A 22,767-nucleotide genomic window follows, 5' to 3' on the forward strand; every position below is an offset into this window, starting at 1 on the left:
TTGACTTTTGGCACGCTGTTGAGTTCTCAAGGAACGGACACTTCCTTCGGACCGCCTTCCAGCGGGCCCTCCGGGCGCTTCGTTCTTTCGTGTTTGAAGCTTATCAGATGTTTTCCGCTCCGTTTTCCGGAGTTTCATTCATCGGATTCGCATTCCGCCGCCCCTCTCGGTGCGACTCCGGAACTGTACGGGGACCGGCCCGCCACATGCAAATCGCCCCCGTCCGGGCATCCGGGCGGGGGCGATCGAAGAGCGGTCGGCCGGCTCGGCGCCGGCTCAACGCCTGCTCAGCGGACCTCGGTGATCTCCGGGCCGCGGGCGAACGGGTCGAGCGCGGCGCCGCCGAAGCGGTTGCTGTCGCTCTCTCCGGCAGCGGCGGCTGCCCCGCCACCGTCGGCCACCATCTGCGCGTCCTCGGGAAGCTTCAGCACGATCGGGTCGCGCGGCGCCATCGGGGTCTCGCCACGGACGACGACGGTCTGCTGGAAGACCTGCTCCAGGATCCCGGCCATCTCCGGCTGCACCGCGGCCTGGCCCGAGATCACACCGCGCAGGAACCAGCGCGGCCCGTCGCAGCCGACGAAGCGCACCAGCTGGACACCCTGCGTGCCGTCCGGCAACTGCACGGGGACCTGGGCCCGGAGGTGCCAGCCGAGCGGGCCCTCCTCCTCCTCGATGAGGCCGCCCTGCGAGGTGATGCCGTTGGCGATCTCCTCACGGACCTCGCCCCAGATGCCCTCGGACTTGGGAGCCGCGAAGGCCTGGAGCTGGATGGCGCTGTTGCCGAGGACCAGCGTCGCGGCCACGATCGCGTCCCCGGCCACCTCGACGCGCAGTTCCATGCCCTCGACACCGGGGACCAGCAGGCCTCCGAGGTCGACCCGGCCTTCCTCCGGCTGCTCCAGCTCGGAGTGGTCCCACGGACCGTCCGGACGCGGAGCCGGCGGCAGGCCGACCCGCTCCGCCGGGTCCAGTTCGGTCACGTTCTCGCTCTCGGCGGAACCTTCGACGTCATCGGCCGGCTCGTCGGCGCTGATGGCGTCGTCGGCGAGCTGCTCGACAGCGTCCTCGCTCTTCTGGCGACGACGGAACACGGTCACTGTCCTTCCCGGTCCAAGACCGATGCGAATACCTGCTCGGCTTCCTACGAGGCCGCGGGCAGCCTAGACCGCGGCGTGGCCGCCGGTCGACCCGAACCCGCCCTCGGCTCGTGCCGACCCGGGCAGTTCGGCCACCTCGTGGAAGCGGGCCTTCTCGACCTGCTGGATCACCAGCTGGGCGATCCGGTCCCCTCGGCGGAAGCTGACGGCTTCGCGCGGGTCCAAGTTGACGACGATCACCTTGATCTCTCCACGGTACCCGGCATCGACCGTCCCCGGGGCGTTCACCAGAGCAACTCCGCAACGAGCTGCGAGCCCGGAGCGCGGGTGGACGAACGCCGCGTAGCCGTCCGGCAGCGCGATGGCGATGCCGGTGGGCAGGACGATCCGCTCACCGGGGGCCAGTTCGGCGTCGACGGCGGTCCGCAGATCGGCGCCCGCGTCACCGGGCTGCGCGTACGCGGGCAGCGGCAGCTCGGTGTCGATTCGCCTGATCAGGACGTCTACCGGCGGACGGGGGGTGCTGCTCAAGGGTTCACCTCAAAGGCTCGGGCGCGCTTCATCAGATCAGGGTCGTCGAGGACCTTCTCGATGTCCTCGGGACGACCGTGCTGGGTGAAGTGTTCCAGCTTCACCTGGATGAAGAGTGCCTGGGCGCGGAGCGCGACCGGGCCGTCGGGCCCGCCGATCCGCGCCTCGCCGGCGCTGTAGATCTTCCGGCCGTGCACGCCGGTGATCCAGGCGCGCAGGTGCAGCACGGAGTCGACCGGCACCGGGCAGACGAAGTCGGTCTCCAGCCGGCCGGTGACGGCCGGGGCGTGCAGCAGCCAGTTCAGCGTGCCGAGCGTCTCGTCCATCGCGGTGGTCAGCAGCCCGCCGTGGGCCAGGCCGGGGCCGCCCTGGTGGGCGGAGCGGACGGCGAACTCGGCGGTGACGTCGAGGCCCTGGCCCGCCACCGCGTCGATCCGCAGCCCGCCCGGGTGCTCCGGGCCGCAGCCGAAGCAGTGCTCGTAGTGCGAGCCGAGCCGGGTTCCCGGGGCCGGGGCCTCGGGGGCGCGCGGCGGCAGGACGGCGCCCGGCGGGGGCGTGGTGGGCGAGAGCGGCAGGGGCGGCGCCGGCCGCTCGGACGGGGAGGCTGGGGCTACGGAACCGGTCACGGTGCCCAACCCTACCGACCGGTAGCCGGTCCGGGCCCGGGGGTGCCGTCCGCCGCCGGACGTAACGGCGACCACAATGGGGGCATGTACGACGAACGCCTCACCGTGCCGCGCTCCTGGTGGTTGCTCCCGGTCGCGATCGGGCTCACGCTCGCATTGATCCTGCTGCGCCTCAGCGCGGTGGGCGCGCTGGTCGGGCTGGTGGTCGGGATCGCCGCCGGCGCCGCCGCGATCAGCAGCTACGGCTCCGCCCGGATCCGGGTGGTGCAGGGTTCCCTGGTGGCCGGCCAGGCCCGGATCCCGGTCGACGCGCTCGGCGCCGCGCACCCGCTCAGCCCCGCCGAGGCGATGGCCTGGCGCGGCCCGAAGTCGGACCCGCGCGCTTTCATGCTGCTGCGCAGCTACGTCCCGACCGCCCTGCGCGTCGAGGTCAGCGACCCGGCCGACCCGACCCCGTACCTCTACCTGTCGACGCGCTCGCCGATGAAGCTGGCCGAGGCGCTGGACGAGGCCCGGCGCGGCGCCCGCGCCTGACCCGGCAGTCTCCGTTCTCCGGACCGGATCCGGCCCGGAGAACGGAGAGGGACGGTTCCGCGATGCGGGACCGTCCCAGATGTCTCCGTACTGCACGAGCTGCTGCCACGCCGCGCAGTGCGCGGTACCGCGCCGGTACGAATCGGCGCGGTACTGCCGGTACGCCCGCCTCGACGGCCGTCGCCGGTACTGCCGTCCGGCCCCGCTGCCCGGGGCCGGAAGGGGCGGTGTGCCGGTCTCACGAGGTTCCGCGAGCCCGGGCCCATGGCCGCCCTGATACTCAGGCGCCGCAGTCCCGGCAGATCGGGTTGCCGTTCTTCTCGCTGTACAGCTGGCTGCGGTGGTGGACCAGGAAGCAGCTCATGCAGGTGAACTCGTCGGCCTGGCGCGGCAGCACCCGGACCGAGAGCTCCTCGTTCGAGAGGTCCGCGCCGGGGAGCTCAAGGCCCTCCGCCGCTTCGAACTCGTCGACGTCGACCGAGCTGGTGCTCTTCTCGTTCCGCCGGGCCTTGAGTTCCTCGATGCTGTCCTCGTTGAGGTCGTCATCGGTCTTGCGTGGGGTGTCGTAGTCAGTTGCCATGTTTTCGCTCTCCCCCTCCGGGTTGTGCGGTGTGTGCGGTATCTCCAGCGCACGTAACGCATGGGGGGCCGGTCTTGTGCCCGACCCGAGGCGGAGATTTTGCCTTACTTCAAGCCCTGTTACTCAATCGACACTCAGCCAGGGGTCCGTTGGAGTGATCCGATCGGGCGCGGGAGGCCTCACGCTGGGCCATCACCGACCGGCGGCCGGACCCGCCCACCGGACACGCTCAGTCATCAGAGGCCTTGCGACCACTCGATCGTTCCCTTGCCCACCAGGGCTCCCGGCCGATCCGCCCGGACCGCATCGACCCCGAGACCGGTCACGGAACGCAACCGGAGCGGCCTCGACCATGATCACGCTCCGAGACCGCTCCACCCCGTGGAGCGACACGGTGTGACCTTGCTCACGTTCCGAATCTTCCGGGGCAAACCACGGAAAATCCACCCAACAGGAACGGCCGGGTCCACGGCCCGGCGCGTCCTGCGGTTCGTGTCCGGCTGCTACTGGGCGGCCTTGCGGGCGGCCCGGCGGGCCAGCAGGGCGGCCTGCCGCTCGTCGAACTTGGTCGCCTGCGCGTCCAGCCCCCCGAGGAAGACGCCGAGCTCGTCCTGGGCCCGCAGACCGACCGGACCGAGGCCGCCGACCTCCATCACCTTGAGGTGGCGCAGCACCGGCTGCAGCACGTCGTCGTGGTGGATGCGCAGGTTGTAGACGCCGCCGATGGCGATCTGGGCGGCGGCCCGCTCGAAGCCGGGGATGCCGTGGCCGGGCATCCGGAAGTCGGTGACCACGTCGGCGATCGCGCGCATGGCCTGGTCGGGGGCGATCTCCAGGGCGGCCTTCAGCAGGTTGCGGTAGAAGACCATGTGCAGGTTCTCGTCGTTGGCGATCTTCGCGAGCAGCTGGTCGCAGAGCGGGTCGCCGGCGGAGTGGCCGGTGTTGCGGTGCGAGATCCGGGTGGCCAGCTCCTGGAAGGCCACGTAGGCGACCGAGTGCAGCATGCTGTGCGAGTTGTCGGACTCGAAGCCCTCCGACATGTGGCTCATCCGGGCCCGCTCGAGCTCGTTCGGGTCCACGGCCCGGGTGGCGAGCAGGTAGTCGCGGATGGCTATGCCGTGCCGGCCCTCCTCGGCCGTCCAGCGGTGCACCCAGGTGCCCCAGGCGCCCTCGCGGCCGAACATGGTGGCGATCTCGTGGTGGTAGCTGGGGAGGTTGTCCTCGGTCAGCAGGTTGACCACCAGCGCCACCCGGCCAAGCGGGGTCACCTGCGACTGCTCCAGCGACCAGGGCTCCCCGCCCAGCACACCGTCGAAGTCGCGGCCCTGGCTCCACGGGACGAACTCGTGGGGCATCCAGTCCTTGGCGACCTTCAGGTGGCGGTTGAGCTCGGTCTCCACCACCTCTTCGAGGGCCATGATCAGCCGCGCATCGGTCCAGGCGCTGGAACCGGTCGGGGCGGTGCGCTGCACGGGGGCGATGGTCACGAGTGTTGCTCCAGGGGGACGGGCACGCGCGGGACGGGCGCGTTGGGCGGGCACGTCGGGGACACCGAAGTCGGGACGCACTTACGGTTGCGTAGGTTACGACACCGTAAGTTGCTCGGACCGGAAATGACAAGCCGCCCCCGCCAGGCCTTATGTCGTCTTGACGGGCCTGGCGGGGGCGGCGGGATCGGTCAGCGCACGGAGCGCGGGTGGGACGGGCGGCGCAGCGGGGGCGAGACGGGCCTGTGGGGGTGCTCAGGCCGCCGGGATCCGGACCCGCATGGTCAGGCCGCCACCGGAGCGCGGGGTGGCCTCGATGGTGCCTCCGTGCGCCCGGACCACCGAGCGGACGATGGACAGGCCGAGTCCGACGCCCTTGTCGCTGCGGGTGCGGTCGGCGCCCTTGACCCGGCGGAACGGCTCGAAGATGTGCTCCAGCTCGTAGCCGGGGACCACCGGGCCGGTGTTGGACACCACCAGCTCGCCGCCGCCGGGCACCTCGGCGGTGGCGATCTCGACCCAGCCGTCGGCGGAGTTGTAGCGCACGGCGTTCTGCAGCAGGTTGAGCGCGATCCGCTCCAGCAGCACGCCGTTGCCGGAGACCACGGCCGGGTTCAGGGTGGCGCGCAGCTCGACCTCGCGCCGGTCGGCCTCGGCGCGGGTCTGCACCAGGGCGCGGGTGGCGACCTCGGAGAGCTCCACCGGCCGGCGGTCGGTGAGCTCGTTGTCGCTGCGGGCGAGCAGCAGCAGGCCCTCCACCAGTTGCTCGCTGCGCTCGTTGGTGGCCAGCAGGGTCTTGCCGAGCTGCTGGAGGTCGGCCGAGGCGGCCGGGTCGGAGAGCTGGACCTCCAGCAGGGTCCGGTTGATCGCCAGCGGGGTGCGCAGCTCGTGCGAGGCGTTGGCGACGAAGCGGCGCTGGGAGTCGAAGGAGCGGTCCAGCCGGTCGAGCATGTCGTCGAAGGTGTCGGCGAGCTCCTTGAGCTCGTCGTCCGGCCCGTCGAGCTCGATCCGCCGGTGCAGGTCGGACGAGGCCACCTCGCGCGCGGTGCGGGTGATCCGCCCGAGCGGGCGCAGCACCCGGCCGGCCATCGCGTAGCCGGCGGCGAAGGCGATCACGGCGAGGCAGACCAGCACCGTGAGGGCCTTGCGCAGCAGCGTGTTGAGGGCCGCGTTGGAGGCGACCTCGTGCCGGCTGGCGAGGTACTGGTTGAACTGCTCGCTGCTCATCGGCACGCCGTTGACGGTGATGTCCTTGCCGAACAGGAAGGGCGGCGGCTGGACGTCGTGCAGGGCCTGCCGGACGAAGAAGTACATCAGCAGCAGCAGGACGACGCCGGCCATCAGGAACATGCCGCCGTAGAGCAGGGTGAGGCGGATCCGGATGGTCGGGCGGAACGGCAGCCAGGCGAGCATCCCGTCGCCGGGCACGTAGGTGTCGCGCGACGCGTGGTGGAGCAGGGGCGCCCGCGGTGCGTGCGCGGGCTTCGGCGGCACGGGCCCGGGCGGTACGGCGCGCGGGCCGCCGGCGGGCGCGCCGGAGGGCCCGCCGGCCGGGGGCGGGGTGGTCATGATCGTCCTCTCGGGGCGTCCGCCGGGGCGGTCGCGTGGTGGGGGTGGGGCCCGCGGGTGTCCGGCCGGAGCCGGTCAGATCCGGTAGCCGGAGCCCGGCACGGTGACGATCACCGGCGGGTCGCCGAGCTTGCGGCGCAGCGTCATCACGGTGACGCGCACGACGTTGGTGAACGGGTCGGTGTGCTCGTCCCAGGCCTTCTCCAGGAGCTGCTCGGCGGAGACCACGGCGCCGCCGGCCCGCATCAGCACCTCCAGGACGGCGAACTCCTTGGGAGCGAGCTGGACGGGCCGCCCGTCGCGGATCACCTCGCGGCGGCCGGGGTCGACGGAGATGCCCGCGCGCTCCAGCACCGGCGGCAGCGGGACGGTCGCGCGGCGGCCCAGCGCCCTTACCCGGGCGACGAGTTCACTGAAGGCGAAGGGCTTGGGGAGGTAGTCGTCCGCACCGATCTCCAGACCCTCGACCCGGTCGCTGATGTCGCCCGAGGCGGTCAGCATGATCACCCGGGTGGCCAGGCCCTGGTCGACCACGCTGCGGCAGACGTCGTCGCCGTGGACCAGTGGCAGGTCCCGGTCGAGCACCACCACGTCGTAGTCGTTGACCGCGATGCGCTGGAGCGCGGCCTCCCCGTCGTACACCACGTCGACGGCCATCGCCTCGCGGCGCAAGCCGGTGGCGACGGCCTCGGCGAGCAGCTGCTCGTCCTCGACGACGAGAACCCGCACGGTCGTTGTCCCTTCTCCAGGCCGGCCCCGGAAGCGGACGCGCGGCTCCGACGGTGCCTCCATCCTGCCTGGTCGTGCGGTAAAGCAGCGATAAGCTGCCCCGGAGGCAGGAGCGCCCGGGGGCGCGACCGTCGCCGCGGCGACGGCCTCCGTCCCGATTCGTGCCGGGAACACTCCGCTTGGACTGTGACACGGGCAACTTTCTCGCCGGGGGAGGTTTCCCCGACCAGGGGCTGGGGAGGACAGCTGCACACCCGCGATCCGGCTGACGGCCGATCGCACCCACCCGCCGTGCGTTTTATCCGCGCCGGCCCTGGGGCCGGGGCGTCACCGGGAGCGGCCGAGGGCCGTCTCCGCGCCCGACCGGAGATCACGACCTACCGGATCGGACGCTTCCGCTGGCTACCACGATCCTGGGGCGGGGGACGCACGAACGTGCACGTCCGACACAGTAAGGGGGCCCGTATGGACGCCTTCACCGCCGGAATCCTGCAGCGCATAGCCAGCGCCGAGCAGGACCTGCACCGCGCGATCGAGGCCGGGGACGAGTTCCTCGCCGAGGTGGAGCAGTCCGAGCTGGACGACCTCCGCCGACTCGCCGCCGAACACGGCGTCGACACGGTGCTGGAGCGCCACCGCAGCGCTGCCTGACCGACCTGCCGACCCGACGCCGGACTCCGGCACCAGCGGCCCTGTGGGGGCCGTGCGAAACCTCCAGCCCTGGCATTCCCCGTATGCCAGGGCTCTTCGCTGCCCGGACGCCTCTTCGCTGCCCGGACACCGGCCGGGGGGCCGGGTTCCGCACCACCGCGGAACCCGGCCGCCCGGCCGGGGCGGGTCAGTCGGCCCAGGCGCGCAGCCGCGCCAGCCGCTCCTGGAGCGGCTCGTAGACCCCGGGCGCGGCCGCGACGGTCAGCTCGCCGTCCGGCCCCTCGCCGGGGCGGCCGCCGACCAGGGCACCGGCCTCGGTGGCGATCAGACAGCCGGCCGCGCGGTCCCAGGGAGCCAGTCCGCGCTCGTAGTAGCCGTCCAGGCGCCCGGCCGCGACGTCGCACAGGTCCACCGCGGCGGCGCCACCGCGCCGGATGTCACGGACCTCCGGCATCAGCGCGAGCAGTACCTCGGCCTGCCGGACGCGCACCGCCTGCACGTAGTTGAAGCCGGTGCCGATCAGCGCTTCCCCCCACGGCGGGGCCGGGCGGGCCGACACCGGCCGGCCGTCCAGCCGGGCGCCCCGGCCCAGCACCGCCTCGAAGAGCTCCCCCCGCGCGGGGGCGTGGACCACGCCGACGACCGCCCGGCCGTCCAGCTCGGCGGCCACGCTGACGGCCCAGGAGGGCAGTCCGTAGAGGTAGTTGACGGTGCCGTCGAGCGGGTCGACGACCCACCGGACCCCGCTGGTGCCGGGCCGCTCGGACCCCTCCTCTCCGAGGTAGCCGTCGTCCGGGCGGCGGGCGGCGATCAGCTCCAGGAGGAGCTTCTCGGAGGCGAGGTCCATCTCGGTCACCACGTCGACCGGGCTGCTCTTGGTGCCCGCGACCCCCAGGTCGGCGGGCCGGCTGTCGCGCAGCAGGGCGCCGGCCCGCCGGGCGGCGTCCAGGGCGACGTCGAGCAGTTCGTCCAGCAGGGCGGCGGGCGGGGCGGCGGGTCCGGGGCTGGGCACGGGGTCTCCTCGGTGCGGGGTCAGCGCTCGGCGGCGGCCGGGCGGGGGGCGCGCGGGTTCGGGCAGCAGGCCACCGCGCACACGTCGTGGCTGGGGCCGAGCGCGCCGAGGGCGCAGCGGGTCACGGGCGCGCCGCGTTCGGCGGCGGCCCGCTCCAGGACCAGCTCCCGCACGGCGGCGGTGAACCGGGGGTCGGCACCGACCGTGGCCGCCCGGGCGACGGGCAGGCCGAGCTCGGCGGCCTTCGCCACCGCCTCGGTGTCCAGGTCGTACTTGACCTCCATGTGGTCGGAGACGAAGCCGATCGGGACCATCACGACGGCGGGCGCGCCCTGCGCGTGCTGCGCCTCCAGGTGGTCGCAGATGTCGGGCTCCAGCCACGGGGTCTGCGGGGCGCCGCTGCGGCTCTGGAAGACCAGCTCCCAGGGGCGGTCGGCGACCCCGGTCCGCTCGGCGACGGCCGCCGCGATCAGCCCGGCGACGTCCAGGTGCTGGGCGACGTACGCGCCGCCCGGCCGGCCCCGGGCCGGGTCGTCCGGTGCGCCGGAGGTCCGCGCCATGGCGTCGGGGACGGAGTGCGTGGTGAACGCCAGCCGGGCACCGGCCCGCACCGCCTCGGGCAGCCGCGCCAGCGCGGCCAGCGTGGCGTCGATCATCGGCTCGACGAAGCCGGGGTGGTTGTAGAAGTGCCGGAGCTTGTCGACCCGGAGTCCGGACAGCCCCTCCTCGGCGAGCCGGGCCAGCGCGTCGGCGAGGTTCTCCCGGTACTGGCGGCAGCCGGAGTAGCCGGCGTAGGCGCTGGTGGCGAGGACGGCGACACGGCGGTGCCCGTCGGCGGCGAGCTCGCGCAGGGTGTCGGTCAGGTAGGGCGCCCAGTTGCGGTTGCCCCAGTAGACCGGGAGGTCCAGCCCGTGCTCGGCGAAGTCCTTGCGCAGCGCGGCGAGCAGCTCGCGGTTCTGCTCGTTGATCGGGCTCACGCCGCCGAACATGAAGTAGTGCTTGCCCACCTCCTTGAGCCGTTCCTTGGGGATGCCGCGTCCCCTGGTGACGTTCTCCAGGAAGGGGACGACGTCCTCGGGGGCCTCGGGCCCGCCGAAGGAGAGCAGCAGCAGGGCGTCGTAGGGAGCGGCCCCGGTGGGTGAGGGATTGCGCACGTCGGACATGGGACCGATCCTGCCATTGAGGGGCCGGACCGCGACGCCGGGATCGCACCGGTGTCCGGAAAATACGGTTTGCCAAGGTACGTAAGCTGTGTAGTCCAGCCTCGTTCCTTACTCCTGCGGAGCTCCCGTGCTGTCCAGCTACCGCCAGATATTCGCCGCCCCCGGCACTCTGGCCTTTTCCACCACCGGCTTCGTCTCCCGGCTCCCGATCTCGATGACCGGCATCGGCATCGTGACCATGCTCTCCCAGCTGAGAGGCTCCTACGGGGTCGCGGGCCTGGTCTCGGCGACGCTGGCGGTGTCCGCGGCCGTGCTCGGGCCGCAGGTCTCCCGGCTGGTGGACCGCCACGGACAGCGCCGGATCGTCCTGCCGGCCACTGCGGTCACCGTGCTGGCCGCCGTCGGCCTGCTGCTCTGCGCCCGGCTGGAGGCACCGGACTGGACGCTGTTCCTCTTCGCTGCGGGGATGGGCGTGATGCCGAGCACCGGCGCGATGGTCCGCGCCCGCTGGGCCCACCTCTACCGGGACGACGCGCCCAAGCTGCACACCGCGTACTCCTTCGAGGCCGTGGTCGACGAGATCTGTTTCATCGTCGGCCCGATCCTCTCGATCGGCCTGGCCACCGCCGTCTTCCCGGAGGCCGGGGTCCTGCTCGCCGGGCTCTTCCTCATGGTCGGCGTGGTGCTGTTCGCCGGGCAGCGCTCCACCGAGCCGCCGGTCCACCCGGCCGCCCGGCACGCCGGCAGCTCGGTGATCCGCAACCGCGGCCTCCAGGTGCTGATCCTGACCTTCGTCGCGACCGGGGCGATCTTCGGCTCGGTCGAGGTCGTCACCGTCGCCTTCTCCGAGGCCCAGGGCCACAAGTCCGTCGCCAGCGTGATCCTGGCCCTGTGGGCGTTCGGCTCCTGCCTGGCCGGCGTGGTGTTCGGCACCCTCCGGCTCAAGGGCTCGATGGCCGCCCGGTTCTTCGGCGGCGTCCTGTTCATGGCCGTCAGCATGGTGCCGCTGCTGCTGGCCGCCGAGTCCGTGCGGGGCGTGGGCGGACTGATCGCGGTCGGCGCCGCCCTGCTGGTCGCCGGCATCGCCATCTCCCCCACCCTGATCACCGCGATGGCCCTGGTCGAACGGCTCGTCCCGGCCTCCCAGCTCACCGAGGGCATGACCTGGACCACCACCGGGCTCGCCCTGGGCGTCGCCCTCGGCTCCTCGGCCGGCGGCTGGGTGGTGGACGCCTCCGGCGCCGCCGCCGGATACTGGGTGCCGGTGACCGCCGGGGTGTTCGGCGTACTGACCGCCCTGGTCGGCCTGCGGCGCCTCGGAACGGGCCTGGCCGCCGCCTCGGCCGGGCAGCCGACCGCCGAGACCGTAGACCTCGAACGGTGAACTGACTACTCTCCTGCCTACTCGCGGGTCCTACCCGCGGGTAGGGACACCCGGGGCGGCCCCCACCGCCCGGGAGCGCGCCGACACCGTTCGGCCACGGAGCAGGAGGCACGGCATGCCCCAGGCCAGTACCGCACCCCGCACCCGCTGGACCAACTGGGCCGGGAACCAGAGCGCGCACCCCGCCAAGGTGGTCACGCCCGGGACTGCGGAGGAACTGGCCAAGGAGATCACCCGGGCCGCGGACCAGGGGCAGGGCGTCAAGGCGGTCGGCTCCGGCCACTCCTTCACCGCGATCGCCTCGGCCGAGGGCGGCGTCCTGGTCCGCCCCTACGCGATGACCGCCGTCCGCGCCATCGACCGCGAGGCCGGGACCGTCACCGTCGAGGCCGGCCTCCCGCTCGCCCGGCTCAACCGCGTGCTGGCCGCGGCCGGGCTCTCGCTCACCAACATGGGCGACATCGAGGTGCAGACGGTGGCCGGCGCGACCAGCACCGGCACCCACGGCACCGGCCGGGACTCCGGCTCGCTCGCCGCCCAGATCCGCGCCCTGGAGATCGTCCTCGCCGACGGCAGCGTCCGGCACTGCTCGCCCACCGAGGACCCGCGGCTCTTCCACGGCGCCCGGCTCGGCCTCGGCGCCCTCGGCGTGATCACCGCGGTGACCCTCGCCGTCGAACCGGCCTTCCTGCTCACCGCCCACGAGCAGCCGATGCGCTTCGACGAGGTGCTCGACCGGCTCGACGACCTCACCGCGGTGAACGAGCACTTCGAGTTCTACTGGTTCCCGCACACCGACCGCTGCTCCACCAAGCGCAACAACCGCAGCCAGGGTCCGGCCGCCCCGCTGCCCCGCTTCAAGAGCTGGCTGGAGGACGACTTCCTCTCCAACACGGTCTGGGAGGGCGCCTGCCGGGTCGGCCGGCGCTTCCCCCGCAGCGTCCCGACCATCGCCTCGCTGGCCAGCCGCGCCTGGTCGGACCGCAGCTACACCGACACCGCCCACAAGGTGTTCACCAGCCCGCGCAAGGTCCGCTTCACCGAGATGGAGTACGCGGTGCCGCGCGAGGAGCTGGCCGGGGTGCTGCGCGAGCTCAAGGCCATGATCGAGCGCTCCGACTGGCGGATCAGCTTCCCCGTCGAGGTCCGGTTCGCCCCCGCCGACGACCTCTGGCTCTCCACCGCGAGCGGCCGGGACACCGCCTACATCGCCGTCCACCTCTACCGGGGCACCGCCGAGCAGGGCTACTTCACCGAGGCGGAGAAGCTGATGACCGCCCACCGGGGCCGGCCGCACTGGGGCAAGCTGCACACCCGCGACGCCGGCTACCTCGCCGAGGTCTACCCGCACTTCGCCGACTTCACCGCGCTGCGCGACGAGGTCGACCCGCGGCGGGTCTTCGGCAACGACTACCTGCGGCGGGTCCTGGGCGCCTGACCGCCCTCAGCCGGCGGCCGGCCCGGTCGGCGCGCCGCTCGGGGCGGGCGGGGCCGGGGTCGCCGACCCGGCCGGCTTCGACGCGCTCCCGGTCGGCGCGGACGACCCGCCGGACGACCCGCCGGACGGACCTCCGGACGGACTGGCGGACGGGCTGGCGGACGGACCGGTGGAGGGCGACCCGGACGGCGCCCCGCTCGGGCCCGCCGAGGGCGGGGCGGTGCCGCCGCTCCCCCTGCTCGGGCTGCCGCCCGGGGCCGCCGGCTCCGAGGCCGCACCACCGCTCCCGGCCGACGGCGAGGGCGAAGCACCGCCGGTGCCCCGCGACGGCGAGGGCGAAGCACCGCCGGTGCCCCGCGACGGCCCGCCCGACGGCCCGCCCGAGTGATCGCCCGCCGGCGGGTCGGCCGGCTTGGGGGCGACCGTGCCGCCCAGCGAGGTGCCGCTGCCCGACTCCCCCTTCACCGTCGCCGAGACCGGCTGCCCGGTCGCCAGCTCGAAGGCGAGTATCGGGGTCATCGCCAGCACGAAGACCACCGCGGACACCGCCCCGTACGACTTCCAGGTCCAGCGCCGGCGCGCCCGCACCACCCGGGGTTCGTTCCACGCCGGGGAGACCACCGGCCCCCGCGTGTCGGAATCCGGCACCTGGCGCAGCCCGTTCACCACCGGCCCCGGGCCGGTGCGGTCCACCGCCCCGCGCAGTTGCTCACCGGTCCGCCGGAAGATGTGCTGGAACACCGCACCGCCGGTGGTCGCGCCGATGCTGACCACGGCCGCGCCCAGAATGGTTCCGTAGACGCCGAGTTCGGAGGCGAGCAGGGCGCCCACCACGGTGGCCAGCGCACTCGCCGCGACCTGAGCCACACTCAGGTCAATTCGCCTGCGACCTTCCTTGCCGCCCTCCTCGGCGGGCTTCTGCTCCGGCATCGACATCCCTCGGTCAGTACGACTGGTCTTCGAACAAGTCACTCCATCTTGCCCAAAGAAGGACACAAGGGTCGAAAATGCGGTTCTGTGCGGGGGATATATGTGAAGATGATCACCGTGCATCGGCCGGCCGTCGGCCATTGGGGGTGCGCGCTCTTGAGATTCCCGTGAATCGCGGGAGACTTGAGCGGCGAGCCGCCCCTTTGGATGCCACGAATGGAGTACTGTTCGTAAAGCCTGAGCCTTGGGTCGACTTGTCGACTGCCTATCAACCGGCAGATTGACGAAGAGCCACGGAACAGGCACGCACGGCGACGCCCGTCCCGGATCGTCGCGTCACTGCGCGTGCGAGGACGGCCGGGACACCCAGGCGCGACGTCGACGGATGACGTGGCAAAAAGGCAACCGTGCCACAGCGGTGTGACCGGGCGTAAGCCCGACACGCCGGGGAACTCAGCAAGGTTGTGGCCAGTCGCGAGCGGGCAGGCCACACTCAGTACGGGAGCAGCGACGCAGGTGACGTCGGCAGGCACCACCCGGGAGGTAACCGTGCCCGAACTGCGGGTTGTGGCCGTCAGCAACGACGGCACACGGCTGGTGCTCAAGGCCGCCGACAGCACGGAGTACACCCTCCCCATCGACGAGCGGCTGCGCGCCGCCATCCGTGGTGACCGTCCACGCCTCGGCCAGATCGAGATCGAGGTCGAGAGCCACCTCCGCCCCAGGGACATCCAGGCGCGGATACGAGCCGGTGCCTCCGCCGAGGAGGTCGCGCAGGCGGCCGGCATCTCCGTGGACCGGGTCCGCCGCTTCGAAGGGCCGGTGCTCGCGGAGCGCGCCTTCATGGCCGAGCGGGCCCGCAAGACCGCGATCCGCCGCCACGGCGAGTCCTCCGGCCCCCAGTTGGGCGAGGCCGTCGCCGAGCGGCTCGCGCTGCGCGGCGCCGAGAAGGACACCGAGCGCTGGGACTCCTGGCGGCGCGACGACGGCACGTGGGAGGTCATCCTCTACTACCGGGCCGACGGCGAGGGCCGCAGCGCGTCCTGGACGTACGACCCGCCGCGGCGCCTGGTCCAGCCGAACGACGACGAGGCCCGCGCGCTGATCGGCGAGAACGTCGAGCGCGAGGAGGAGTCGGTCTTCCCGTTCATCCCGCGGATCGCCCGGCTCCCCCAGGAGCGGCCGCCCCGCCCGATGATCGACCGGCCCTCGGCCGACCGGATCATGTCCTCCCGCGAGGTGCGGGAGTCCCGGGAGGCCACCGCCGAGTCCCGTGACTCGCTGACCAGCCTGCTCGACGTGGTCCCCGCCTTCCGGGGCGACCTCGCGGTCGGCCCCGCCCCGATCGAACCGGTGCCGCCCGTCGAGGTCGCCGAGGAGACCGAGGAGCCCGCCGCCGCGGCCGCACCCGCGGTCGGCGCGGGCTCGGCGTACGCCGACATCCTGATGCCGCGTGCGGTCGCCCCGCACCGGGAGCGGCTGGTCGGCACCACGGACCGGCAGGCCGAGGCGGACGGTGTCCGGCCCGGGCGCCGGGCCACCGTGCCGAGCTGGGACGAGATCGTCTTCGGCAGCCGGCGCAAGAAGCAGGAGTAGGCAGACGTGGAACGAGGGGTGGCTGGCCGGTCGGCCCGCCACCCCTCCCCCGTTCCGTCGATCAGCCGGGCTGCCCGGTGACCGCCACCGGGCGGCTCTCGTCGCTCGACCACTCGCTCCACGAGCCCGGGTACAGCGCGGCCGGCAGCCCGGCCACCGCCAGGGCGAGGATCTGGTGGGCCGCCGTCACCCCGGACCCGCAGTACACCGCGGTCTCCCGTTCGGCGGCGCCCAGCGCGCGGAACCGCTCGGCCAGTTCGGCGGCCGGCCGGAACCGCCCGTCCGGGCCGACGTTCTCGGTGGTCGGCGCGGAGAGCGCCCCCGGCACGTGGCCGGCCCGCGGGTCGATCGGCTCGGTCTCGCCCCGGTAGCGCTCGCCCGCCCGCGCGTCCAGCAGCAGACCGGTCCGGGCCAGCGCGGCCGCGCCGTCCCCGTCGACCGTCGGCAACTGCCCGGGCACCGGCTTGAAGTCACCCGGCTCCGGGCTCTCCACCTCGGTGGTCACCGGTAGCCCGGCCGCCTGCCACGCGGCGAACCCGCCGTCCAGCACCCGCACGTCCGGGTGACCGGCCCAGCGCAGCAGCCACCAGGCGCGCGCCGCCGCCAGCGAGGTCGCACCGTCGTACACCACCACCGGACGGTCGGCGCGGACCCCGAGGCGGCGCAGCGCGGCGCCCAACTCCTCCGGGTCGGGCAGCGGGTGACGGCCACCGCGCCCGGGCGGCCCGGCCGGGGCGGCGAGGTCGGTGTCCAGCGCGACGAAGCCCGCACCGGGCAGATGGCCCGCCGCGTAGTCCTCGATGCCGGGAGGGCCGCCGAGCTGCCAGCGCACATCGAGCAGGACGGGCGGGCGCGCCGAGGCGAGCGCCTCCCGCAGGCCGGCCACCGACACCAGCGGGGAGTCATCGTGAGAGGTCGTCATGGCGGTCATTCTCGCGCAGCACCACCAACTCAACGCTCTTTGTGCGGTCTTTGCCGGACTTTCCGCGCGGCCCGAGGGTTCGGCGCGCGCCGGGGTGGAACCATCACCCTCACGTGCGCAGGTCCGTGCGCCGACCGCCCCGTGAGGAGGCCCGCATGCCCGCGGTGACACTCCGGCTGGCCCAGGGCACGCCGTGCTGGGTCAGCCTGATGACCGACGACCTGGACGGCGCCCGCGCGTTCTACGGCGAGCTGCTCGACTGGACGTACACCCCCGGCCCCACCGAGCTCGGTGACTACGTCCGGGCCGAGTCGGGCGGTGCGCCGGTCGCCGGCCTCGGCGTCTCCGCGGTGCCCGGCTTCCCGGTGCAGTGGACCACCTACTTCGCGGTGGACAGCGCCGACCGGACGGCCCAACTGGTGCACGAGTGCGGCGGAACGGTGGCGGTCGGGCCGCTCCAGGCCGAGCGGGCCGGACGGCTGGCGATCGCGGCCGACGTCTCCGGCGCGGTCTTCGGCCTCTGGCAGGGCGAGGAGCACATCGGCCGCGAGGCCGGACCCGAGCCCGGCGGACCGGCCTGGGCCGAGCTGCTCACGCCGGACGCGGAGGGCGCCGCGGTGTTCTACGGCGCGGTGCTCGGGCGGCCGGTGGCGCCCGCCGGCGGCGAGTCCGCGCTGCTGGTGGACGGCCGGCCGGTGGCGGGCATCCGGCACGGCGCCGAGCTGCGCGGCCACCCGCCGCGCTGGCGAGTCCACTTCGCCGTCCAGGACGTCGAACTGACGGTCCGTCGGGCGATCCGGCTGGGCGGCCGGGTGCTGCTGGAGCCGCACGAGAGCGGGCGCGGACCGGTGGCGCGACTGGCGGACCCGCAGGGCGGGCACTTCTCGGTGCTGCAGGCGGGGCTCCGGTAGGAGCGGGTCAGGCCTGCTGCTCCTCGAAGGGCAGCACGTCCGGGGAGAGCACCGAGACGCGGGCGGTGGCGGCGGTCAGCCGGCGGCGGTGGTGCCGACGGCAGAGCACCTCGTAGCCGACCTCGTCCTCGCGCACCGTGATGTCGCCGATCACGACCTGGGCGCCCTCGACCACCATCACGCCGCCCACCGTCCGGGCGTTGTGGGTGGCCCGCGCGCCGCACCAGCAGAGCGCCTCGACCTGGAGGACCTCCACCCGGTCGGCCAGTTCGATCAGCCGCTGGGAACCGGGGAACAGCCGGGTGCGGAAGTCCGTGGTGATGCCGAAGGTGAAGACGTCGATGCCGAGTTCGTCCACCACCCGGGCCAGTTGGTCGACCTGCTCGGCGGCGAAGAACTGGGCCTCGTCGCAGATCAGGTAGTCCACCCGGCCGCCGGCCGAGAGCCGGTGCACGACGTGGGCGTGGAAGTCGAACTCGTCCGCCACCTCGACCGCCTCGGCCTGCAGGCCGAGCCGGCTGGAGATGGTGGCCGCGCCGGCCCGGTCGTTGCGGGTGAGGATGATCCCCTGCCGGCCGCGCGCGGCGTGGTTGTGGTCCATCTGCAACGCGAGCGTCGACTTCCCGCAGTCCATCGTGCCCGAGAAGAACACCAGTTCAGCCATGGGTGGTGCGAAGGCCTTTCACTTCAAGGGGGTTCACGTGCGGACTTCGAGCAGGGGCACGAACTGCTCGACCGGGGTCATCGAGCCGTGCAGACCGATCATCGCGGACTCGCCGGGCTCGTTGCGGGAGGCGGTCACCGCGACGTCGTCCCGGGCGGCGGCGACCACGTCGCCGATCCGCAGGTAGACCCGCTCGTCCACCGAGGGTCCGAACCAGCCTGCCGCGATCGCGTCGTCCCGGGTGGCCACCCACATCCGGTCGCCCAGCACCTCGCTCCAGACCGTGTACACGTCGGCGGCCGCGCCGGGCACCGCGTAGACGTGCCGGGCCCGGCCCTCGCCGCCGAGCAGGGCGACGCCGGCGCCCAGCTCCCAGTCCTCGTCGAAGTCGATCCGGTCCTCCGGAGCGATGTCGATCATGCCGTGGTCGGCAGTGACGTACATCGCCGACCGCGGCGGCAGCTGCTCGGCCAGGCGGCGGGCCAGGCGGTCCACCGCGTCCAGCGTCATCCGCCAGTCGTCGGAGTCCACCCCGAACCGGTGCCCCGCGCCGTCCAGCTCGCTCACGTAGGTGTAGACGAGGGCGCGGTCGTGCTCGGCCAGCCAGCGGGCGGCCTGGTCCATCCGCTCCTCGCCGGTGGTGCGGCCGAGGAAGCTGCCGCCGGAGAGCGCCACCCGGGTCAGCGGGGTCTGGGCGAACAGCGGCGAGGAGACCTGGGCGGTCGCCACCCCGGCGGCGTGCGTCTGCTCGAACACCGTCGGGTACGGCTGCCAGGTGTGCGGGGCGACCGGCGGCTGCCAGCGCAGCTGGTTCATCAGGTGGCCGGCGCCCGGCACCGCGACCGTGTAGCCGACCAGGCCGTGCAGGCCGGGCGGGGTCCCGGTGCCGACCGACGCCAGCGAGGTGGCGGTGGTGGACGGGAAGCCGGCGGTCAGCGGGCGGCCGGTGCCGGCGAGCGAGCTGCCGATCAGCGAGGAGAGGAACGGCGCGTACTCGGGGTGGCGCAGCAGCAGCTCCCAGCCGAGTCCGTCGACCAGGAAGACCACCACCCGGTCGGCCGGGGCGATCGGCAGTGCGGCGGTGAAGCCGGGCACGCCGAGTCCGGCCGCCACCGAGGGCAGCAGGTCACAGAGCGAGCCGCCGCCGTACAGGGGGGCCGGGGCGGCGGCGGGGTCGAGGATCTCGAAGGCGTCGTGGGCGTCGGGTGCGAAGGACATGGGTGAGAGGCTGACTTCCTGGCTTCCGGTGCGTCGGCTCAGACCCGCGGACCGTTGCTGATCGTGGCGTCGGAGAGCGCCCGGGCGAACACCAGGGCCTGGGCGACCGTCTCCGGGCCGTCACCCGCCTCGCTGACCCGCAGTGACAGGTCGTCAGCGGTGGCCGATCCGGTGTAGCCGTGGTCGGCCTCGCAGTTCGGGTCCGAGCAGCCGGCCGGCTCCAGGTCCAGGCGCTGCACGGCACCCCAGCCGATGGTCAGCACGACCTCGCGGGGCAGCGTGCCGGGGGTGTAGGTCTCCGGGTTGGCGACCATCCGGCTCACCACGACCGAGCCGATCCGGTCCAGCCGGACGCTCTCGGTGGAGGTGGTGGCGTAGGGCACCGCGGGGCCGGCCTCGCCGCCGGACTGCTCGTCGGTGTGGCTCACCACGAAACGGGTCGGGGTCAGCACCAGCACGGTGACGTGCCGGCGCACCTCGTTGGCGTCGAAGGTGGTCTCCTGGTGCACCAGGTAGGAGCTGATCGGCTCGGGACCCACCGCGGACTCGACCGCCTCGGACACCAGGGCCGGGTAGTAGCCGCTGCGCTCGATCGCCGAGCGCAGGTCCTGAGTGGTGGTGGTACCGGTCTTCGCCATAACTCCATCCTGGCATGGTCCGCCGACGAAGCGGGCGGCGCGGCGCCGAGCTTCCGGACGACAGCGCCCCCGGACAGGGCGCAACCAAGGAAGGTTACAGCGTGCTCATCGCGCGCGGGCCCAGATCGCTGCGGACGGGCAGGGGCGCGATCCGCACCCGCGCCCCCAGGATCGCCAGTCCGTGCGGGGCGACGACCACGGGTTCGAGGTCCACCGAGGCGACCTCCGGGAGATCGTCGACCAGCCGCGACACCCTCAGCAGCAGTTCCTCCAGCGCGGCGGTGTCCACCGCCTCGGCGCCGCGCCAGCCGAACAGCAGCGGGGCCGCCCGGACCTCGCGGATCAGACCGGCGACGTCCTGGTCGGTGGCGGGGACCAGACGGTGGGCAACATCACCGAGCAGCTCGGCCGGGGCGCCGGCCAGACCGAAGGAGAGGATCGCGCCCACCGCCGGGTCGACGGTGGCCCCGATGACGGTGTCCACACCGCGCGGGGCCAGGCGCTGCACGACGAGTTCGGCCTGGGCGGCCCCGCCGAGCAGCGCGTCCAGCTCGCGGTGGGCGCGGCGCAGCCCCGGCTCGCCGGTCAGGTCGAGGCGGACGCTGCCGAGGTCGGGGCGGTGGCGCAGGTGCGGGGCGGTCGCCTTGAGCGCCACCGGGTAGCCGAGCGTCGCGGCGGCACGGACGGCGGACTCCTCGTCGGGCGCGGGCAGGGTCGGGGAGACGTCGATGCCGTAGTGCGCGAGCAGCGCGGTGGTGCCGGCCTCCGGCAGGGTGATCCGCGCACCGCCCGGCTGGGTGCGGGCGGCGATCGCGGTCCGGGTGCTGAGCGCCGCCTCGACCAGGTCGCGGGCGCCGCCCTCGTCGATCCGGTCCAGCTCCGGGACGCGGGCGGTCTCCTCCGCCTCGGCCGTCCGGCGCCGCCACTCGGCGTGGTGGACGGCGTGCGCGAGGGCGCGGACGGCGCGCTCCGGTGCCGGGTAGGCGGGGATGCCGCCCGGGCGGAGCCGGCTCGGCAGGTCGGTCAGCGCCAGGTGGGCGAGCACCAGCGGCTTGCCCAACTCCCTCGCGCGCTCGCCCGCTTCGAGCAGGGCGGCGGCGATCTCGGGGTCGTCGGAGCCCATCTCGGGATCGTCCGGGCCGGTCAGCCGGCCGCCCATGAAGGCGTGCGCGGAGGTGCCGATGGGCGGGATCGCGACGGCGATCACCGCGTCCACGGCCGGGTCCGCGAGTGCGACGTCCAGCGCGATCCGGAAGTTCTCGCCGGTGGCGGCCGTGGTGAGGTCGACCGGGGTGCGGGGGCGCAGACCGGCGCTGAGGCAGGCGTCGTGGGTGAGCAGGCCGAGCGAGTCGGAGTTGCCGACCACGGCGACCCGGTCGCCGGGCGGCAGCGGCTGGAGCGCGAGCAGCTCCCCGGTGTCGTACAGCTCGGTGATGGTCTCCACCCGGGTGACGCCGGCCTGCTCGAACAGGGCGTCGACGGTGGCGTCGCGCAGCCCGCTGGCGGTGACCGGGATGGCGTGGCCGGGCGGCAGGCTGCCGGTGTGGCGGGCGCCCTTGACGACCACGATCGGCTTGACGGCGGCGAGCCGGCGGGCGATCCGGGTGAACTTGCGGGGGTTGCCGAAGGACTCCAGGTAGAGCAGCACGACGTCGGTGGCCGGGTCCTCCGCCCAGTACTGGAGGAAGTCGTTGCCCGAGACGTCGGAGCGGTTGCCGACCGAGGCGAAGGAGGAGACGCCGAGGCCCCGGCGGTGGGCGGCCTCCAGCAGGGCCACGCCGATCGCGCCGGACTGGCAGAAGATGCCGAAGCCGCCCCGGCGCGGCAGGACGGGTGCGAGCGAGGCGTTGAGCGGGAGCGCGGGGTCGGTGTTGATCAGGCCGAAGGCGTTCGGGCCGATCACCCGCATGCCGGCCGCCCGGGCCTGGCGGACCAGGGCGCGCTGGCGGTCGCGGCCCTCCGGGCCGGTCTCGGCGTAGCCGGCGGTGACCACCACCAGGCCCTGCACGCCGTGCGCGCCGCAGTCGGCGACGGCGGCGGGGACGGCGGCGGCCGGGACGGCGATCACGGCGAGGTCCACCGGGCCGGGGATCTCCAGCACCGAGCGGTGCACCGGGACGCCGTCCAGCGCGGTGCCGGGCGGGGCGTTGCGGTTCACCGCGTAGACGCGGCGGTCGTCACCGTGCGGCAGCCCGCCGAGCAGGTCCCGCAGGATCGCCCGGCCGACGGTCTGCGGGTGGCGGGAGACGCCCACCACCACGACCGAGCGCGGGGTGAGCAGCCGCTGCACGGACCGCGCCTCGGCCCGGTGCTCGCGCGCCCGCATCACGGCCAGCGAGGCGGCGGTCGGCTCCAGGTCGAACTCCAGGTGGACCACACCGTCCGCGAAGCTGCGGTGCTGGGTGTAGCCGGCGTCGGTGAAGACCTTCACCATCTTGCGGTTCTCCGGCAGCACCTCGGCCTGGAAGCGGCGGATGCCGCGCTCCTGGGCCACCGCGGCGATGTGTTCCAGCAGTGCGGAGGCGACCCCGCGGCCCTGGTGGGCGTCCTGCACCAGGAACGCCACCTCGGCGTCGGTGCCGGTCTCCGAGGGGCGGCCGTCGGCGTCGATCCGGTCGTAGCGGACGGTGGCGATGAAGCGGTCGCGGACCACCACGGCGAGGCCGACCCGGTTCACGAAGTCGTGGTGGGTGAAGCGGCGGACGTCCTTGTCGGAGAGCCGCGGGTAGGGCGCGAAGAAGCGGAAGTACTTGGACTGGTCCGACACCTGCTCGTAGAACTCGACCAGCCGCCCGGCGTCGGCGGGCGTGATCGGCCGGATCCGGGCCGTGCCGCCGTCACGCAGCAGGACGTCGGCCTCCCAGTGCTGCGGGTAGTCCGCGTCCTGGGACTGCCGGGGCTGGGGAGCCGGCCGGTTCTGCGGATCCTGCGGGGTCTGCTCGGGGTGCGGTACCGCGGAGTCGTCCACATTCGTCAGGTTATCCGGCGGCGAGCCGAATGGCGCCGGACGTGTCGTCGCGGCAGGGTGGAGACGGCCACTGGCCGGGGGTTATGCCCCCGAAAGAAACAATCACAAGTCCTGAA

The 22,767-nt window shown here is 73.6% G+C and carries 20 protein-coding genes and 1 pseudogene; 6 read left to right on the forward strand and 15 right to left on the reverse strand.

Features of this window, described 5'->3' with window-relative positions; translation table 11 throughout:
* Nucleotides 1-287: 287 nt before the first annotated feature.
* The 3 genes and pseudogenes from ABT263_RS27075 to ABT263_RS27085 form a co-directional block, all read right to left on the reverse strand.
* Nucleotides 288-1,094, reverse strand: a complete 807-nt coding sequence (locus ABT263_RS27075; RefSeq protein ID WP_329489901.1) for a DUF3710 domain-containing protein — start codon at nt 1,092-1,094, stop codon at nt 288-290.
* Between the two features lie 2 nt (nt 1,095-1,096).
* Nucleotides 1,097-1,631 (reverse strand): annotated as a pseudogene (dut, locus tag ABT263_RS27080) (dUTP diphosphatase).
* Nucleotides 1,628-2,206, reverse strand: a complete 579-nt coding sequence (locus ABT263_RS27085; RefSeq protein WP_352294247.1) for a PaaI family thioesterase — start codon at nt 2,204-2,206, stop codon at nt 1,628-1,630. Before ABT263_RS27085 ends, dut begins: the two are co-directional and overlap by 4 nt.
* A gap of 135 nt (nt 2,207-2,341) precedes the next feature.
* On the opposite strand from ABT263_RS27085, the gene ABT263_RS27090 reads away from it, so the two are divergent.
* The gene (locus tag ABT263_RS27090) at nt 2,342-2,791 is read left to right on the forward strand and encodes a DUF3093 domain-containing protein (RefSeq protein WP_329489899.1); all 450 of its coding nucleotides are present in this window, start codon (nt 2,342-2,344) and stop codon (nt 2,789-2,791) included.
* A 280-nt stretch (nt 2,792-3,071) separates the two neighbouring features.
* Here the strand turns inward: ABT263_RS27090 and ABT263_RS27095 are convergent, their stop codons facing one another.
* From ABT263_RS27095 to ABT263_RS27110, 4 genes are all read right to left on the reverse strand, one after another.
* A complete protein-coding gene (locus ABT263_RS27095) occupies nt 3,072-3,371 on the reverse strand; it encodes a DUF4193 domain-containing protein (RefSeq protein ID WP_073924890.1) in 300 nt (99 codons plus the stop codon).
* Nucleotides 3,372-3,874: 503 nt separating this feature from the next.
* Nucleotides 3,875-4,858: an acyl-ACP desaturase gene (locus ABT263_RS27100; protein WP_329489898.1), complete on the reverse strand. Its 984-nt coding sequence runs from the start codon at nt 4,856-4,858 to the stop codon at nt 3,875-3,877.
* Between the two features lie 255 nt (nt 4,859-5,113).
* Nucleotides 5,114-6,427 carry a sensor histidine kinase gene (locus ABT263_RS27105; protein WP_380388621.1) on the reverse strand — a complete coding sequence of 438 codons (1,314 nt, stop codon included), beginning with the start codon at nt 6,425-6,427 and terminating at the stop codon, nt 5,114-5,116.
* Between the two features lie 75 nt (nt 6,428-6,502).
* Nucleotides 6,503-7,156 (reverse strand): response regulator transcription factor, encoded by a 654-nt coding sequence (locus ABT263_RS27110; RefSeq protein ID WP_329489897.1) that lies wholly within the window; start codon nt 7,154-7,156, stop codon nt 6,503-6,505.
* A 465-nt stretch (nt 7,157-7,621) separates the two neighbouring features.
* Between ABT263_RS27110 and ABT263_RS27115 the strand changes: the two genes are divergently transcribed.
* Complete coding sequence (locus ABT263_RS27115; RefSeq protein WP_352294190.1) at nt 7,622-7,807, forward strand: hypothetical protein; 186 nt, start codon at nt 7,622-7,624, stop codon at nt 7,805-7,807.
* A 187-nt stretch (nt 7,808-7,994) separates the two neighbouring features.
* Here ABT263_RS27115 and ABT263_RS27120 read toward each other — a convergent pair whose 3' ends face one another.
* Both ABT263_RS27120 and ABT263_RS27125 read right to left on the reverse strand, forming a co-directional pair.
* On the reverse strand, nt 7,995-8,819 hold the full coding sequence (locus ABT263_RS27120) for an inositol monophosphatase family protein (RefSeq protein ID WP_352294192.1): 825 nt from the start codon (nt 8,817-8,819) through the stop codon (nt 7,995-7,997).
* A 20-nt stretch (nt 8,820-8,839) separates the two neighbouring features.
* On the reverse strand, nt 8,840-9,982 hold the full coding sequence (locus tag ABT263_RS27125; RefSeq protein WP_352294194.1) for a ferrochelatase: 1,143 nt from the start codon (nt 9,980-9,982) through the stop codon (nt 8,840-8,842).
* Between the two features lie 127 nt (nt 9,983-10,109).
* On the opposite strand from ABT263_RS27125, the gene ABT263_RS27130 reads away from it, so the two are divergent.
* Both ABT263_RS27130 and ABT263_RS27135 read left to right on the forward strand, forming a co-directional pair.
* Complete coding sequence (locus tag ABT263_RS27130; protein WP_352294196.1) at nt 10,110-11,366, forward strand: MFS transporter; 1,257 nt, start codon at nt 10,110-10,112, stop codon at nt 11,364-11,366.
* A gap of 115 nt (nt 11,367-11,481) precedes the next feature.
* Complete coding sequence (locus ABT263_RS27135; protein ID WP_352294198.1) at nt 11,482-12,804, forward strand: D-arabinono-1,4-lactone oxidase; 1,323 nt, start codon at nt 11,482-11,484, stop codon at nt 12,802-12,804.
* Nucleotides 12,805-12,810: 6 nt separating this feature from the next.
* Here the strand turns inward: ABT263_RS27135 and ABT263_RS27140 are convergent, their stop codons facing one another.
* Nucleotides 12,811-13,734: a hypothetical protein gene (locus tag ABT263_RS27140; RefSeq protein WP_352294201.1), complete on the reverse strand. Its 924-nt coding sequence runs from the start codon at nt 13,732-13,734 to the stop codon at nt 12,811-12,813.
* A gap of 516 nt (nt 13,735-14,250) precedes the next feature.
* Here ABT263_RS27140 and sepH point away from each other — a divergent pair.
* Nucleotides 14,251-15,330, forward strand: coding sequence for a septation protein SepH (gene sepH, locus ABT263_RS27145; protein ID WP_352294203.1), 1,080 nt, complete (start codon nt 14,251-14,253; stop codon nt 15,328-15,330).
* Between the two features lie 61 nt (nt 15,331-15,391).
* On the opposite strand, the gene ABT263_RS27150 is transcribed toward sepH, so the two are convergent.
* Complete coding sequence (locus ABT263_RS27150; protein WP_352294205.1) at nt 15,392-16,252, reverse strand: sulfurtransferase; 861 nt, start codon at nt 16,250-16,252, stop codon at nt 15,392-15,394.
* Nucleotides 16,253-16,407: 155 nt separating this feature from the next.
* Here ABT263_RS27150 and ABT263_RS27155 point away from each other — a divergent pair, with 155 nt between their 5' ends.
* Nucleotides 16,408-17,163, forward strand: coding sequence for a VOC family protein (locus ABT263_RS27155; protein ID WP_352294207.1), 756 nt, complete (start codon nt 16,408-16,410; stop codon nt 17,161-17,163).
* Between the two features lie 7 nt (nt 17,164-17,170).
* On the opposite strand, the gene ABT263_RS27160 is transcribed toward ABT263_RS27155, so the two are convergent.
* The 4 genes from ABT263_RS27160 to ABT263_RS27175 all read right to left on the reverse strand — a co-directional run bounded on the left by ABT263_RS27160 (nt 17,171) and on the right by ABT263_RS27175 (nt 22,651).
* Nucleotides 17,171-17,827 carry a thymidine kinase gene (locus tag ABT263_RS27160; RefSeq protein WP_329489887.1) on the reverse strand — a complete coding sequence of 219 codons (657 nt, stop codon included), beginning with the start codon at nt 17,825-17,827 and terminating at the stop codon, nt 17,171-17,173.
* Nucleotides 17,828-17,860: 33 nt separating this feature from the next.
* Complete coding sequence (locus tag ABT263_RS27165; RefSeq protein ID WP_352294209.1) at nt 17,861-19,045, reverse strand: alkaline phosphatase family protein; 1,185 nt, start codon at nt 19,043-19,045, stop codon at nt 17,861-17,863.
* A gap of 38 nt (nt 19,046-19,083) precedes the next feature.
* Nucleotides 19,084-19,683, reverse strand: a complete 600-nt coding sequence (locus ABT263_RS27170) for a DUF5998 family protein (protein ID WP_329489885.1) — start codon at nt 19,681-19,683, stop codon at nt 19,084-19,086.
* A gap of 94 nt (nt 19,684-19,777) precedes the next feature.
* Entirely contained in the window at nt 19,778-22,651 is a 2,874-nt protein-coding gene (locus ABT263_RS27175) for a bifunctional acetate--CoA ligase family protein/GNAT family N-acetyltransferase (RefSeq protein WP_502885872.1), read from the reverse strand.
* Nucleotides 22,652-22,767 lie beyond the last annotated feature (116 nt).

The organism is Kitasatospora sp. NPDC001603 (assembly GCF_040298365.1).
Lineage (GTDB): Bacteria > Actinomycetota > Actinomycetes > Streptomycetales > Streptomycetaceae > Kitasatospora.

Coding starts and splice junctions, on each gene's coding strand:
- ABT263_RS27155 (WP_352294207.1), top strand. CDS start 16,408: ATGCCCGCGGTGACACTCCGGCTGGCCCAGGGCACGCCGTGCTGGGTC.
- ABT263_RS27090 (WP_329489899.1), top strand. CDS start 2,342: ATGTACGACGAACGCCTCACCGTGCCGCGCTCCTGGTGGTTGCTCCCG.
- ABT263_RS27165 (WP_352294209.1), bottom strand. CDS start 19,045: ATGTCCTTCGCACCCGACGCCCACGACGCCTTCGAGATCCTCGACCCC.
- ABT263_RS27140 (WP_352294201.1), bottom strand. CDS start 13,734: ATGCCGGAGCAGAAGCCCGCCGAGGAGGGCGGCAAGGAAGGTCGCAGG.
- ABT263_RS27105 (WP_380388621.1), bottom strand. CDS start 6,427: ATGACCACCCCGCCCCCGGCCGGCGGGCCCTCCGGCGCGCCCGCCGGC.
- ABT263_RS27095 (WP_073924890.1), bottom strand. CDS start 3,371: ATGGCAACTGACTACGACACCCCACGCAAGACCGATGACGACCTCAAC.
- ABT263_RS27150 (WP_352294205.1), bottom strand. CDS start 16,252: ATGACGACCTCTCACGATGACTCCCCGCTGGTGTCGGTGGCCGGCCTG.
- ABT263_RS27125 (WP_352294194.1), bottom strand. CDS start 9,982: ATGTCCGACGTGCGCAATCCCTCACCCACCGGGGCCGCTCCCTACGAC.
- ABT263_RS27115 (WP_352294190.1), top strand. CDS start 7,622: ATGGACGCCTTCACCGCCGGAATCCTGCAGCGCATAGCCAGCGCCGAG.
- ABT263_RS27135 (WP_352294198.1), top strand. CDS start 11,482: ATGCCCCAGGCCAGTACCGCACCCCGCACCCGCTGGACCAACTGGGCC.
- ABT263_RS27170 (WP_329489885.1), bottom strand. CDS start 19,683: ATGGCGAAGACCGGTACCACCACCACTCAGGACCTGCGCTCGGCGATC.
- ABT263_RS27160 (WP_329489887.1), bottom strand. CDS start 17,827: ATGGCTGAACTGGTGTTCTTCTCGGGCACGATGGACTGCGGGAAGTCG.